Source organism: Streptomyces sp. NPDC091376 (assembly GCF_044757085.1).
In the GTDB taxonomy this organism is placed as follows: Bacteria; Actinomycetota; Actinomycetes; order Streptomycetales; family Streptomycetaceae; genus Streptomyces; species Streptomyces pratisoli.
On sequence record NZ_JBIVUF010000004.1, the window covers coordinates 270,846 to 284,120 of the forward strand.

At 69.5% G+C, this 13,275-nt stretch carries 12 protein-coding genes and 1 tRNA gene; 8 read left to right on the forward strand and 5 right to left on the reverse strand.

Annotated features, from left to right (window positions below; translation table 11 throughout):
* Positions 1-142 precede the first annotated feature (142 nt).
* From ACIQMR_RS11310 to ACIQMR_RS11330, 5 genes are all read left to right on the forward strand, one after another.
* On the forward strand, positions 143-1,006 hold the full coding sequence (locus tag ACIQMR_RS11310; RefSeq protein ID WP_401385151.1) for an ABC transporter permease: 864 nt from the start codon (positions 143-145) through the stop codon (positions 1,004-1,006).
* A 28-nt stretch (positions 1,007-1,034) separates the two neighbouring features.
* On the forward strand, positions 1,035-2,057 hold the full coding sequence (locus ACIQMR_RS11315) for an ABC transporter substrate-binding protein (protein WP_401385152.1): 1,023 nt from the start codon (positions 1,035-1,037) through the stop codon (positions 2,055-2,057).
* Positions 2,054-2,920: an ABC transporter ATP-binding protein gene (locus ACIQMR_RS11320; protein ID WP_401385153.1), complete on the forward strand. Its 867-nt coding sequence runs from the start codon at positions 2,054-2,056 to the stop codon at positions 2,918-2,920. Before ACIQMR_RS11315 ends, ACIQMR_RS11320 begins: the two co-directional genes overlap by 4 nt.
* 113 nt (positions 2,921-3,033) lie before the next feature.
* Complete coding sequence (locus tag ACIQMR_RS11325) at positions 3,034-3,618, forward strand: helix-turn-helix domain-containing protein (protein WP_401385154.1); 585 nt, start codon at positions 3,034-3,036, stop codon at positions 3,616-3,618.
* Entirely contained in the window at positions 3,615-4,169 is a 555-nt protein-coding gene (locus ACIQMR_RS11330) for a GNAT family N-acetyltransferase (protein ID WP_401385155.1), read from the forward strand. The genes ACIQMR_RS11325 and ACIQMR_RS11330 overlap by 4 nt, the downstream gene beginning before the upstream one ends.
* Positions 4,170-4,232: 63 nt before the next feature.
* On the opposite strand, the gene ACIQMR_RS11335 is transcribed toward ACIQMR_RS11330, so the two are convergent.
* The 3 genes from ACIQMR_RS11335 to ACIQMR_RS11345 form a co-directional block, all read right to left on the reverse strand.
* Positions 4,233-5,216 carry a tetratricopeptide repeat protein gene (locus tag ACIQMR_RS11335; protein WP_401385156.1) on the reverse strand — a complete coding sequence of 328 codons (984 nt, stop codon included), beginning with the start codon at positions 5,214-5,216 and terminating at the stop codon, positions 4,233-4,235.
* A gap of 133 nt (positions 5,217-5,349) precedes the next feature.
* The gene (locus tag ACIQMR_RS11340; protein WP_401385157.1) at positions 5,350-6,243 is read right to left on the reverse strand and encodes a sugar phosphate isomerase/epimerase family protein; all 894 of its coding nucleotides are present in this window, start codon (positions 6,241-6,243) and stop codon (positions 5,350-5,352) included.
* Positions 6,244-6,256: 13 nt separating this feature from the next.
* Entirely contained in the window at positions 6,257-9,724 is a 3,468-nt protein-coding gene (locus ACIQMR_RS11345) for a ThuA domain-containing protein (RefSeq protein ID WP_401385158.1), read from the reverse strand.
* A 426-nt stretch (positions 9,725-10,150) separates the two neighbouring features.
* Between ACIQMR_RS11345 and tgmA the strand changes: the two genes are divergently transcribed.
* Both tgmA and tgmB read left to right on the forward strand, forming a co-directional pair.
* The gene (tgmA, locus tag ACIQMR_RS11350) at positions 10,151-10,342 is read left to right on the forward strand and encodes a putative ATP-grasp-modified RiPP (protein WP_401385159.1); all 192 of its coding nucleotides are present in this window, start codon (positions 10,151-10,153) and stop codon (positions 10,340-10,342) included.
* Between the two features lie 15 nt (positions 10,343-10,357).
* Positions 10,358-11,296, forward strand: a complete 939-nt coding sequence (gene tgmB / locus ACIQMR_RS11355; protein WP_401385160.1) for an ATP-grasp ribosomal peptide maturase — start codon at positions 10,358-10,360, stop codon at positions 11,294-11,296.
* Positions 11,297-11,692: 396 nt separating this feature from the next.
* Here tgmB and ACIQMR_RS11360 read toward each other — a convergent pair whose 3' ends face one another.
* Positions 11,693-11,932, reverse strand: coding sequence for a hypothetical protein (locus ACIQMR_RS11360; RefSeq protein ID WP_401385161.1), 240 nt, complete (start codon positions 11,930-11,932; stop codon positions 11,693-11,695).
* A 127-nt stretch (positions 11,933-12,059) separates the two neighbouring features.
* Here ACIQMR_RS11360 and ACIQMR_RS11365 point away from each other — a divergent pair.
* A tRNA-Pro gene (locus ACIQMR_RS11365) sits at positions 12,060-12,133 on the forward strand.
* A gap of 200 nt (positions 12,134-12,333) precedes the next feature.
* Here the strand turns inward: ACIQMR_RS11365 and ACIQMR_RS11370 are convergent.
* Complete coding sequence (locus ACIQMR_RS11370) at positions 12,334-13,032, reverse strand: SDR family oxidoreductase (protein ID WP_401385162.1); 699 nt, start codon at positions 13,030-13,032, stop codon at positions 12,334-12,336.
* Positions 13,033-13,275: the final 243 nt, after the last annotated feature.

Sequence of the window (13,275 nt, forward strand, 5' to 3'; positions counted from 1 at the left end):
CTTCGGGACGACCTATTGACCGTGCGTGCAGGCAGTCATTAGCGTGGCGACACCTTAGCAGAAAGCGCTTTCTGAAAGCGCTTCTTCGGACCGAAGCGAACACCGCTCTTCGCAACTGCCCCGGATTCCCGAGGAGTTCACCGTGAGCCAGAGCGTCATACCGGCACCGTCGGCAGAGGTGAAGGGGGTCGCCGAACGCAGCGCACCAGGAACGGGCGAGCGGATCGCCCGCGCCCTGGAGAAGAGCTGGCGACCCTTCGCGCTGCTGCTGGCGTGCTTCGGCGCCTGGTGGGTCATTGCCGCCGCCGAACTCGTCGAGCCGTATCTCGTCCCTTCGCCCGGCGCGACGCTGGACGTGCTGCTGGAGAAGACCGACTACGTCTGGCACCACACCTGGGTGACGACGTACGAGACCCTGCTCGGCTTCCTGATCGCCGTCGCCGTGGGCGTCTTCGCGGCCGTGGTCATGGTCTACTCGCAGACCGTCGAGAAGACGCTCTATCCGATCCTGCTGTTCGCCCAGGTCGTACCCAAGATCGCGATCGCTCCGCTGTTCGTCGTCTGGCTCGGGTTCGGCATCGCGCCGAAGATCCTGATCGCCGTGCTGATCGCCTTCTTCCCCGTGGTGATCTCCATGGTCACCGGACTCAAGGCCGTCGACCCCGAGATGCTGCAGCTCTCCGCCACCATGGGCGCCGGTCCCTGGCAGACCTTCGTCAAGATCCGCTTCCCGGCATCGCTTCCGCATCTGTTCGCCGGCCTCAAGGTCGCCGTCACCCTCGCCGTGACCGGCGCCGTCGTCGGCGAGTTCGTCGGCGCGAACGAGGGGCTCGGCTACGTGATCCTCCAGGCCAACGGCAACCTCGACACCCCGATGCTGTTCGCCGGGCTCCTCGTCATGTCGCTGATCGGCGTCGTCCTCTTCGTCCTCGTCGAGGTCGCCGAGAAGCTGCTGCTCCCGTGGCACGCCAGCCGCCGCGGCACCGATGTCACGACCACGTTCTGAGACCACCGGACTTCCGAGAGGGCCAGCCATGACTGCGCGCAGACTCCTGATCGGCCTCGTACCGCTGCTCCTGGCCGCAACGGCCTGCGGTGACGGCGACGACGCGGCGACCACGACGAGCGACTCCGGCAAGAAGCTCGACAAGGTGACGCTGACGCTCAACTGGTATCCGTACGGCGAGCACGCGCCGTTCTACTACGGCAAGCAGCAGAAGATCTTCGAGAAGCACGGCATCGATCTGACGATCAACGCCGGGCAGGGTTCGCAGAAGACGGTGCAGGCGACCGGCGCCGGCCAGACGGACTTCGGCTGGGCCGACACCCCGGCGGTGCTCGCGGGCGTCGACCAGGGCGTCAAGGTCAAGAGCCTCGGGGTCTTCCTCCAGACGACGCCGTCGTCCGTGCAGTTCTTCGACTCCGCCGGCATCAAGTCCCCCGCCGACCTCAAGGGCAGGACCATCGCGGGGACGGCGGGTGACGCGCTCTCCAAGACCTTCCCGATCTTTCTCGAGAAGAACGGCCTGAGCGAGACCGACGTCAAGGTCCAGAACACCGACCCGGCGGGCAAGATCGCCGCGGTGATCTCCGGCAAGACGGACGGGCTGCTGGGCTACGCCAGCGACCAGGGCCCGACCATGCAGAACAAGGCCAAGAAGAACGTGTCGTACCTGCGATTCTCCGAGAACGGGCTCAACTTCTACTCCAACGGGCTCATCGCGGGCCAGAAGACCCTCAGCGGCCGGTCCGACGTCGCCGAGCGTATGGTCCAGGCCGTCAGCGAGGCCTGGGCGGCGGCCGAGAAGGCGCCAGGGCCGGCCGTCGCCGCGATGGACGGCGCCTCGGAGCAGCTGCCTCCGAAGGAGGTCCTCGCCGAGCAGTTCAGGACGACCGTGACCCTGCTGCACACCGACGCCACCCAGGGCAAGGCGCCCGGGGTCAACACCGAGGCGGACTGGCAGCAGACCATCGACGTGTTCGCCGAGGCCGGACTGGTCAGGAGCCCCAAGGCCGTCTCGGAGTACTGGGACAGCGCCACCGCGCTGAAGGGATGACGATGACCAGGGACACGAGGCTGCGGGACTCCCCGGCGACGACGGCGCCAGGGGCGGCGGGGCACGCCGGGAAGACGGCGGAAGCGGGGGCGGCGGCCGCGGTGGGCCTGGAGGAGATCGCCGTCCGCTTCCGCTCCCGGCGCCGCGACGTCACCGCGCTGCACGAGGTCTCGCTCGACGTCGCCATGGGGGAGTTCGTCGCGATCGTCGGACCGTCGGGCTGCGGCAAGTCGACACTGCTGAAGCTGGTCGCAGGGCTGCTGAAGCCCTCGGCCGGCCAGGTCCGGCTGAACGGCGAGGAGGTGAACGGGCCACGCCACGACATCGGTTACGTCTTCCAGCGCGCCGCGCTCCTGGAGTGGCGCTCGGCCCGGCGCAACATCCTCATCCAGGCGGAGATGCGCCGGATGCCGTCCGTCCTGGCCCGTGCCCGCGCCGACGAACTGATCGCGATGACCGGACTCACCGGCTTCGAGGACGCCTATCCGCACGAACTGTCCGGCGGAATGCAGCAGCGCGTCGCGCTCTGCCGCGCGCTGCTGCACGAGCCGCCGGTGCTGCTGATGGACGAGCCGTTCGGAGCGCTGGACGCGCTGACCCGCGAGCAGATGAACATGGAGCTCAACCGCATCTGGCGGGAGACCGGCACGACCGTGCTGCTGGTCACGCACTCGATCTCCGAAGCCGTCTATCTGGCCGACCGGGTGGTCGTGATGAGCCCTCGTCCGGGCACGATCACCGAGATCATCGACGTCGGCCTGCCGGCCGAGCGGGACTACACGCAGACGCTGGCCCGGCCGGAGTTCCATGAGGCCACCGGGCACATCAGAGACCTTCTGGGAGCGGCCTCGGCGCACGACTGACGGATGTCTCCAGCGGTGTCGACGGTCGTCCTCGCGCGGCCGGGCGTCCCTGTCCCGCCGGTCTCCGCTCGTCCCGAACCAGGTCGTCCCGAATCCGGGATAGGCTTCCGGATGTGAGAGAAGTGGAGGACGGCGGGGAGCGAGACCCCGTCGACGTACGACTGGCCGAGCGGCTCGCCGAACTCCGGGCCGACCGGGGCTGGTCGCTCGACGAACTGGCCCGGCGCAGCGGCGTGAGCCGCTCGACCCTGTCCCGTGCGGAAAGGGGGGAGATCAGCCCCACCACCTCCCTGCTCGGCAAGCTGTGCGCGGTCCACGGCCGCACGCTGTCCCAGCTGCTCAGTGAGGTGGAGGCCGCACCCGCCCAGCTCGTACGGGCGGCGGACCAGACGGTGTGGACGGACGCGGCCGCCGGCTTCGTCCGCCGCTCCGTGTCGCCGCCGTACGCCGGTCTGCGCGCCGACGTCGTCGAATCGAGGCTCGCGGCGGGGGCCGACATTGCCTACGAAGCCCCGCCCGTACCCGGAATGGAACAGCACGTCTGGGTGCTCGACGGAACGGTCGAGTTCACCGCCGCAGGGACGGCGCACGAACTGCGCGCCGGCGACTGCCTGCGGTTGCGCCTGTGGGGACCGACACGCTTCCGCTGCCTCGGCCCGGACGGGGCTCGCTACGCCGTGGTGGTGGTGCTCCCATGACCAGCCCCACCGTGTCCCGGCTCCGGCCGGACGAACTTGGCGCGGCCGCACCACAGTTGGCGGAGCTTCTCATGGACGCGGTCGACGGCGGCGCCTCCGTGGGCTTCCCCGCATCGCTCGACCGCACAGCCGCCGAGGCGTGGTGGCTCTCGCACGCCACCGCGCTCGCCGACGGCAGTCACGTCCTCGTGACCGCTCGCGACGGCGACCGGATCACCGGAACGGCCGGCGTCGGCTTCGCCTCGTATCCGAACGGCCGGCACCGCGCCGAGATCTTCAAACTGCTCGTCCACCGCGACGCCCGGCGCCGCGGTCTCGGCCGCGCCCTGCTTGCCGCGGCCGAGCACGGCGCCGCGAGCGCCGGTGCCACCCTGCTCATCCTGGACACCGAGACCGGCAGCCCCGCCGAGACGCTGTACCGCTCGGTCGGCTGGACGGCGGCCGGAGTCATCCCGGACTACGCCGCCGACCCGGCCGGTGAGCTGCGTCCGACGACGTTCTTCTTCAAGAAACTGGTCTCCAAGTGCCCTACGGTTGACCCCGCTTCGTGACCGCCCGAGCGGGATGGCAGGGAACGCCTGAACCGGCCGGGACAGCCGTTCCCCGAAGAGCTCTCAGCTCTCGCGGATGCGGTCAGCCTCGGCCACGAGGCCACCAGGAAGCTTCGGCCCTGCACATGCGTAGTCGATCAGCAGGTTCCGGTAGGTGGTGTTCGCGAGCTGCGGCGCCAGGGCGATCAGGGCCGACAGGTCGTCGGACGAGCCGGAAAGGCGTGTGCGGTAGGCGGCACCCGCCGCGCGCAGGGAGACCTCGTGCGGTTCGTACTCCAGGCCCTGTTCGACGAGGCGCGCGGCCGCGGCGAAGTCGCCCTGCTCGGCTCGCACGTCCGCCAGGTCCAGGTAGAGGGACCAGTTGGCCGAGTCCAGGGTCAAGGCGCATTCGAAGGACGCCGCGGCCTGCTCCAGGTCGCCCATCACGCGCCAGGTGGCCGCTCGCGAGACCGCGGTCCACATGACCCGATCGACGGCATCGGCGCGGTCGCACAGTTCGAAGGACAGCTCGAAGCGGCCGCAGGACCGGGGGAGCCGTGCCATGGAGGCGAGCGACTCCGGGACGGGACTGCGTGCGGACACCACCTCGATGGCGTGGAACCAGGGCGCGAACCGCTCACGCATCTCGTCGCTGTCCAGGTCGTGGCCGTAGTCCAACGTCCGCAGACACGCCTCGGCCAGTGCCTCGGCACTCAGTGCTCCGAGCAAGCGCGCATCGCTGAACCACGGCGCGGCACCCCAGGCCACGTCGGGCCGCGCACCCGTGACCGAACCAAGGGCCATCACCGCGCCGTCCATGTCCCCGTCGAGGAACAGAAAGTACGCCTGTGCCAGCACCGCGCTCAAGGAGCCGTCTCCTTCGAGGCTAGCCTTCAGTTCCGAGCGCGGGACCTGCCACAGCTCGGCGAGTGCCGCGTAGGGCTCCGGGGCTGTCGGTGCCGAGGCTATGGCCCCCGCCAGAAACCTCACCGCGGCGGCCGGACTTCCACCGCAGTGCGCCATGACACCAGCGAGACCGACGCCCGCGGCCACTGACTTGTTCGACATGGCCCGAGAATATCCCTGGCCAAGGGTCCTGAGAGCCGTCGCCCGAGTCCTTCACCTGTCCGGTCGCCGGACTCCCGTCGCCGGACCCCCGTCCCGGCCCCGCCGACGCGGCCGGGACGGGGGAGATCCGGAGTCAGTACCGCAGCCGCGACAGATACGTGTAGCTGTTCAGCGCGGTCGCGAACGGATCGGCAGGAGAGTCGTGTTCGACGAGCCACTGCCGGACGCCGCCGCTCTTCGCCGTGTCGAACATCGCGGCGAAGTCGAGGACGCCCGAACCCACATCGGCGAAGCCGCCGTCCGGTGCCATGTCCTTCACATGGAGCGCGGGGAAGCGGTTCCGGTGGCGCGCGAAGAGCGATCGTGGATCGGCCCCGCCCTTCGCCGCCCAGTACACGTCCAGCTCGAAGCCGACCAGTTCGGGGTCGGTCTCCGTGAGCAGGATGTCGTACAGGTTCTCCCCCTCCACGACCGCGTGATCGCTGCCGTGGTTGTGGAAGAGCAGCGGTCCGAGCCCGGCCTCCCGGGCGGCCAGGCCCGCCTTGTTGAACTGCCGCGCCGCCTCCCGGAACCCGGCCGGACTGTGCATCTCACCGGGCAGGCTCGGGACGACGATCCACCGTGCGCCCAGCGTGTGGATGTCCTCCAGCGCCTGTGGCAGCCCGCTTCCGGTCACCGTGGAGTGGCCGACGTGCTCCAGGACCGCCTTGAGCCGTGTCTCGTCGAGCATCTGCCGGATGGCGGCGGCCGAGTGCCCGTGCCGGCCGCTCACCCCGACCGTCGCGTACCCGGTCTCGGCGAGCCGGACGAGGGTGCCCTTGAAGTCCTGGGCCAGCGGGGTCCGCATGGTGTACAGGTGCATGCCGAGCCCCGACGGCGGGATGCGCCGGCGTCGGCAGCCGTGCCGGCCGGCCGCCGCGGACGCGTCCGCGGCGTGGGCGGTCGTGCCGAGCCCGGCCGTCAGTCCCGCCGTGGTCGCGGCGAGCCCGAGCGCTCTGCCGAGGAACGCGCGTCTCGAACCGTGCATGGTCTGTCCCCTTTCAGCTCACTGTGATGCGGACGGCGCCGGTCGTCGTGTCGCCCTTGTCGTCCGTGACGGTCAGATGCGCCGTGTACGAGCCCGGCCTGGCGTAGGTGTGCGTCGCCGTCGGTCCCTCCGGGGCGGTGGCCTTGCCGTTGTCGCCGAAGTCCCAGTGGTACGAGGCGATCGTGCGCCCGGATGCCGGCTTCACCTTCGAGGCGAGCCGGACGGCGAGCGGTGCCGTGCCCGTCGCCGGAGCCGCCGAGACGGAGACCTTGGTGCCCTTGCCCTTCTCCACGCCGGGGCCGTTGAAGTGCAGCCAGTCCACGGCGAAGAGATCCGGCTTCTCGGCGGACCACTCGGGATTCGTGAAGACGGCGTACAGCTTCACCGTGCGGCCCGGGTCCAGCAGCTGCGTGGTGGGCGAGACGACATTGCCCCAGTCGCCGGTGCTGGGGACGGTCACCTTGCCCAGCAGACGGCCGGTGGGTGAGTCGGCGCGGAACTCGACCGTGCCGCCCAGCCCGGCCGACGCCGCGCCGACCGTCACCGAGTCGACGCCCTTGAGGTTCACCGGGTCGAAGCTGATCCAGTCCCCGGACTCGATCTCCGTCAGCCGCTTGCCGCCCGACGCGTCGGTGCGGCTCGCCACCACGGCGCCGCCCTGCGCGCCTCCCGTCGCCGTGAAGTGCTCGGCCTCGCGGAAGGACGTACGCAGGGTGAGCGACGAGGAACCGGTCAGCGCGGGCACCCCGCCCGGGCCGCCCTTGTCCTCGTACTGGGCGCTGATCCCGTAGTACAGGTTCTGGCCCGGGCCGTGGCTGTCCCCGGCATCGGTGACGATCTCGCCCGCGCAGCCCGTGTGGTTGTCGAGCGGATGCAGATGGGAGTCATGGCCGAGTTGGGACTGGACCACGACGCGCGAGCAGTCGATCGTGCCGTTGCGCCCGTCCTCCCGGTCCTTCACCTTCACGGTGAACGGGATGGTGTCGCCGAAGCTGAACATGCCACCGGCCGGCGGCTGCTGGATGGTCACTTCCGGGCGGGTGTTGCCCACGGTGATGTCCTGGACGGCGAGCGCGGTCAGCTCCTGGGGCCCGGTCACCGTCAGCCGGGCCGTGAACCTGCCCTTCGTACGGTACGTGTGGGTCGGGTTCGCCTCGGTCGAGTCCGTCGTCCCGTTGCCGTCGAAGTCCCAGGCGTAGCCGACCGGTTTGCCGTCCGGCAGCCCGGATCCCGCGCTGGAGAACTTCACGGTGAGGGGCGCCCGGCCGCTGTCGGGCACCGCCGCCGTCTTGGCGTCGGGCAGCCGGCCGTCGGCGACGTAGTCGATGCGGTAGATGCCGGAACCCTCGTTGCTCCCGCCGCGTCCCGTGCCGCTGCCGAGCCCGAAGTCGATGACGTAGAGAGCCCCGTCGGGACCGAAGTCCGCGTCGAAGGGCTGATTCCACTTCATGTCCCCGAAGATCGCGTTGATCGAGTGCAGATCACCCGCCTTGGCGGGTGCGAAGCGGGGATCGGTGAAGGTCTGGTCCTGCTGCTGGAGGGAGAAGGACTTGAACCAGGTGCGGGTCAGCTCGTAGGTCAGCCACTTGCCCTCGAAGGACTCGGGGAACTTGGTGCGGTAGGTGTTCGCCGGGTCGTAGTCGTAGACCGGACCGCTCATCGGGCCGCCGCCTCCGGTGCCCAGTTCCGGGAACTCGGCGGAGGCGGAGTAGGCGTACCAGACCGTGGCGGGCTGGGCGGGCGGAAGTTCGCGCAGCCCCGTGTTGTTGGGGGAGTCGTTGACCAGGTTCGCGCAGTCGAACTTCGCACCGGAGGTCCTGGTCGCGAAGTCGTAGTCGTTGAAGGGGGTGTTGTTGCCGACGCAGTACGGCCAGCCGAAGTTCCCGGCCCTGGTGACGCGGGTGTACTCGACGGTGCCCTCGGGTCCGCGGTCCGGCTTGGCCTGCCGGGCGTCGGGTCCGTAGTCCGCGACCAGCAGCGCACCGCTGAGCGGATCGGTCGTGATCCGGAACGGATTGCGCATGCCCATCGCGTAGACCTCGGGCCGGGTCTTCTCCGTGCCGGGCGCGAAGAGATTCCCCTCGGGCACGGTGTACGTGCCGTCGTCCTGCGGGGTGATGCGCAGGATCTTGCCGCGCAGATCGTTGGTGTTGCCCGCGGTGCCCTGGGCGTCCCAGGCCCGGCGGCCCTCCTGTTCGTCGATCGGCGTGAAGCCGTCGGAGGCGAACGGATCGGTGTTGTCGCCGGTCGCGACGTACAGATTGCCGTGTCCGTCGAAGGCGAGAGAGCCTGCCATGTGCGAGTTCGCCCGGCCCTCGCCGCGCAGTGTCGGCACGGTCAGCAGTCGCTTCTCGGAGGCCGGGTCGACCGTGTTGCCGGTGACCGTGAACCGCGACAGATTGAGCTGCTTCTCGGTCTTGTCCGAATGCAGCAGGTACAGCCAGTTGTTGGTGGCGAAACCGGGATCGAGTGCGAGCCCGAGGAGGCCGTCGGACTGGCTCGTCATGTCCGGGGTGTAGGCGAGGTCCAGCGCGGTCGTGACCTTCAGCGTCGACTGGTCGATCACCTTCAGCTTGCCGGTGCGCTGGGCGAAGAAGACCCGGCGGTCGGGCGCGACGGCCAGCTCGAACGGGTCGGCCAGATCGCTGGTGGCGAGCGGGGTCCGCTGGAAGGCGCCGGTGCGGCCGGCGGAGCAGTCACCCGGCTCGGCACCGGAGGCCCACTCGATGCCCCCGAGCAGATGCTTGAGGAAACCCTCTTCCTGGAAGGCGGACTTGGCGTGTCCTCCGGCGGTGAACCAGGAGCGGCCGCCGTCGTAGTTCTGGCACCACGACCAGGGATGGTCGACACCCTCGTCGAGACCGGTGATGCCGTCCCGCACCTTGATCTGGGCGAGCGTGTGGACCTTGCCGGTCGGGTTGGTGCGCCAGTTGTACCACTCCTCCGTACGCTCCCAGAGCTCCGGAAGCCCCCGGGTGGAGGGGTGGGTCCGGTCGAGCACCTTGACGCGGCCGGTCTGTACGGCGGGGTGCTGGTCGAAGATCGCGCCGACCAGGCCCTCGTACCACGGCCAGTCACGCTCGCTCGCCGACGCGGAGTGCAGGCCGACCCAGCCGCCGCCCGCGCGGACGTACTTCTGCAGGGCCGCCCGCTGTTCGGCGTCGAGCAGGTCGCCCTTCTCCGGCGTGGAATTGGTGTTGTTGAAGACGATCGCCTGGAACCGGGCGAGATTGGCGTCGGTGAAGGCCGCGGCGTCATCGGTGGCTTCGACCTCGAAGCCGTTCTCGCTGCCGAGCTTCTTGATGGCGTCGATCCCCGCCGGGATCGAGTCGTGTGCGAAATTCGTGACCTTGGAGAAGACCAGGACGCGGTACGGGACCGCCGCCTCGGCCCGAGGGGTGGCGGCGATCCCGAGTCCCAGGATCAGCGCCAGCAGAGCCGTGATGACGGTGACGGGGGACGGAGTTCTTCGACTGCTCATGGCGCTCCCGGTGCTGGTGAGACGGCTGCGGGTGTCGTCGTGCCTAGAAAGCGCTTTCTGGGGTGCGTCACTCAGCGTAGGTTCCGGCGTCACGAGGGGTCAATGGGTCGGAAGGGGGCTGTGCGGCGCGGTTGCGGGCGAAAGGCCGCTCCGGCGCCCGGCGTTGCCGTGGGGCGCTCCGCGGGTTCGCGACCCGATTCACGCATCCTTCGGCGGACGTCCCCGTCGGTCGATGTCATGAAGTGACGTGATGAGGGAACCCTGGCCGTTCTTTCATCCGTCTATCGATCGGGATCGATCCCGCGGGGTCGATTCCGTGTGACGACATTCACGCCCAGCCCGGCCCAAGGTGACGGATAGTAATGAGTGCCCTACATCATCGGCACGTACTGTTACGTGTGCCCAGACAGTCGACGAAGGAGACTCATGCGACCGTTCGTACTGAACTACGTACTTCCGGCCGAGAGTCCAGTGGTCACCGTGCCTTACGCCTACGACTCCGCCCTTCAACTGAACGTGCTGCCGGACGGGCGGCCCGCCATCGCCGACCGCGAGCTGATCCTGGCCGTCGGTACGACGACGTCCACCGCCGGCTCCAAGACCCATTTCGACGACTGACCGTCCGGCGCATCGATGACTGTCCTGATACTGACGAGCCGTCAAGACGTGACGGCGGACATGGTGATCGCCAAGCTGCACGACAGGGGCGTCCCTCTGGTGCGTCTCGACCCGGCCGACCTTCCCGGCGAGGCGGCCCTGTCCGCCGAGTACGTACAGGGTGACTTCTACGGTCATCTGTCGACGGACGGGCGGCTGGTGAGCATGGGTGCCCTGCGATCGATATGGGTGCGAAGGCCGGGGGAGCCGGCGGCACACGCCCCCGAGCCCTCGAAGTGGCTGACGGCCGAGACCGAGCAGGCCCTGTACGGGATGCTCTACTCGGCCACGGTGCGCTGGATGAACCATCCGTGTGTCGCCGCGCAGGCCCGGTGCAAGCCCTGGCAGTTGAGCCTCGCGCACCGCAGCGGGTTCGCCGTCCCGCCCACGGTCATCACCACGTTCCCGCGTGTGGCGCGCCAGTTCGCGACGCAGTACCGCGACATCGTGGTGAAGTCCGCCTCGGGCCCGCCGCCCGGAGATCCGCCGGTCGCCCTGCCGACCACCCGAGTCGCCCCCGGCACAGACTTCTCGGGTGTGGCCGCCGGTCCCACACTGCTCCAGCAGTACATCCCCAAGCGGGCCGACATCCGGCTGACCGCCGTCGGCACACGGCTGTTCGCCGCGCGGAAGGTCTCCGCGTCCGGGCAGGTGGACGGGCGCTACGGCGACACCGGCCACGCCTGGAAGCCGTTGGACGTACCGGACCGCATCGCCCGGGCCGTGCGGGACTACATGAGCCTCGCCGGACTGGCCTACGCGGCCTTCGACTTCGCCGAGGACGAGGAGGACGTGTGGTGGTTCCTGGAGTGCAACCAGGGCGGCCAGTTCGGCTTCATCGAACTGGAGACCGGTCAGCCGATAGCGGAGGCCGTCGCGGCGTGGCTGTCCCCGCCCGCCCGGGAGCCGTCGTGAGGGCCCAGGGGCCGCCGCGTCAGCGTCGGCTCCCGTTCGCCTGGAACCGGCTGATCCGCTTCCGCGGTCCTGTCGGGTCCAGGCCGTGAGCCGCCACATGCTCTCGAACCGTTCGCAGTGCCGCGGCTCACGCCGGGCGGCATCCGGCTCCGGTATCCGGTGCGCCGGATCCGTCGGCGTGTCGTTCGCGGCGGCCGTCGACGTACCCGCGAGATACGGCTCGACGATCACGGCGTCGGCGGCCCCGGCCCCCTCTCCGTACACGGCCAACCGCCCGGCCGCACGCCCGGCCGCGGCCGACGGGCCGCAGCCCGGTCCGCGCCGGCCCGCTGCCGACACCGATGATCAGCTGCTCGCGAATGCCGGCCGATGATCACCCGGTCGGGACGCGCCTGATCAGCGGGCCGACTGTCGTCCGGTCCATGATCGATATCCCTTTTGCCTGATAGGGGCGCACCGGCCGGCGTAGACGAGGGCCTCGTGGGCGCTGCCCTCGTTCAGCTCGGCGTCGCCGATCAGTACCGGCACCGCGATCAGTACCGGCACCGGGGCTCGGTCGGCCCCTTGGCCCGCGGCACCCAGGTCCTGGTGGCTGTACGCGCGGTCACGGATCGTGGTGCGTTCTGAGGTGTCCATGAAGCTCGGACTGTCGACTTAAACCTTGCTTGAGGTCGACGGGGCAATCGGTTCGTGACCACCCGAGGAAGTGCGGTATGGTTCTCATGCGCGTTCGGCCGGGGGAAACCCCAGGTCAGGCGGGCACCGGGACGTGGCGCAGCTTGGTAGCGCACTTGACTGGGGGTCAAGGGGTCGCAGGTTCAAATCCTGTCGTCCCGACGGTGCAGAAGGGTCCAGGACCCGATCGAGAGCCCCGCCTCACACACATGTGAGGCGGGGCTCTCGACATTCCATGGCTGTCGTGTCCTGCTCCGGCATGCCGTCGACCACGTGACGACGCCCGACCGCCCGACCGCCCGACTGGAGGACCCGGAGGACCCGGAGGAACGCCCGACCGGACGACCGCCACGCCGGGACGGTCAACGATTGGCGTAGAGGGTCTCCAGATCCCCCGAGAGCGCGGCGCGTATGTGGCGTGTGGTGTCGTCGACCAGCACTTCGGATTCCTCGTTGAGCAGCGCCGTCATCGTCTTCTCGGCCACGTCGGTCGCAAGGATCTTCGGGGAGTCGATGTCCGCCGCCAGGTCGGTGTCGACGTAGCCGGCGTACACGCCGACCACCAGCGTGCCCTGCTCCCGCAGCGCCAGCCGGAAGGCGTTCGTCAGCGACCACTGAGCGGACTTCGACGCCGCGTAGCTCGGAAGCCGTCTGTTGGCCACCCACGACGCCACGGACAGCATGTTGACCAGCGCTCCACCGCCGTGGGCGGCCAGAACGGGCGCGAACGCGCGCGAGACGGCCCACGTTCCGAAGTAGTTGACCTCCATCTCGCGCCTGGCACCGTCGAACGACCCCTCGAGGAGCGACGGGCCGCCGGCGACCCCGGCGTTGTTGACGACGATGCCGACGTCGTCGGCCGCACGTGCGACCGCGGCAACCTGCTCCTCGTCGGTGACGTCCAGCCGCAGCGGGACGAGGCCGGGATCCCGGACGGTCTCCGGCTCCCGGACACCGGCGTAGACCTTGGCGGCGCCGTGCGCGAGCAGTGCCTGGGCGAAGGCTTTCCCGATGCCCCGGTTGGCTCCCGTGACAAGGGCCACCGAACCCTGGATCTCCATGGTCACCCTCCCTGCGAGCGGATGTGGAGGACTCCTTTCTACGACGCTAGGCCCCGAACGGCGGCTCCTCCACCCGTCACCCGGCTGCACCTGCGTCGTCATCGTCCGTCACGGCTTCCGGTGGACGCGGCCGACGCGATGGCCGTGGTCACCGATGCCGACGAAAAAGCTGTTGTCGGTGAACACTCCGCGCGTCTCCTCCGTATGTAGCTCCGTGCTGCTTCCCTCACCCGGGGCACGAGC

Coding starts and splice junctions, on each gene's coding strand:
- ACIQMR_RS11360 (WP_401385161.1), bottom strand. CDS start 11,932: ATGGACACCTCAGAACGCACCACGATCCGTGACCGCGCGTACAGCCAC.
- ACIQMR_RS11330 (WP_401385155.1), top strand. CDS start 3,615: ATGACCAGCCCCACCGTGTCCCGGCTCCGGCCGGACGAACTTGGCGCG.
- ACIQMR_RS11340 (WP_401385157.1), bottom strand. CDS start 6,243: ATGCACGGTTCGAGACGCGCGTTCCTCGGCAGAGCGCTCGGGCTCGCC.
- tgmB (WP_401385160.1), top strand. CDS start 10,358: ATGACTGTCCTGATACTGACGAGCCGTCAAGACGTGACGGCGGACATG.
- tgmA (WP_401385159.1), top strand. CDS start 10,151: ATGCGACCGTTCGTACTGAACTACGTACTTCCGGCCGAGAGTCCAGTG.
- ACIQMR_RS11320 (WP_401385153.1), top strand. CDS start 2,054: ATGACGATGACCAGGGACACGAGGCTGCGGGACTCCCCGGCGACGACG.
- ACIQMR_RS11345 (WP_401385158.1), bottom strand. CDS start 9,724: ATGAGCAGTCGAAGAACTCCGTCCCCCGTCACCGTCATCACGGCTCTG.
- ACIQMR_RS11370 (WP_401385162.1), bottom strand. CDS start 13,032: ATGGAGATCCAGGGTTCGGTGGCCCTTGTCACGGGAGCCAACCGGGGC.
- ACIQMR_RS11315 (WP_401385152.1), top strand. CDS start 1,035: ATGACTGCGCGCAGACTCCTGATCGGCCTCGTACCGCTGCTCCTGGCC.
- ACIQMR_RS11335 (WP_401385156.1), bottom strand. CDS start 5,216: ATGTCGAACAAGTCAGTGGCCGCGGGCGTCGGTCTCGCTGGTGTCATG.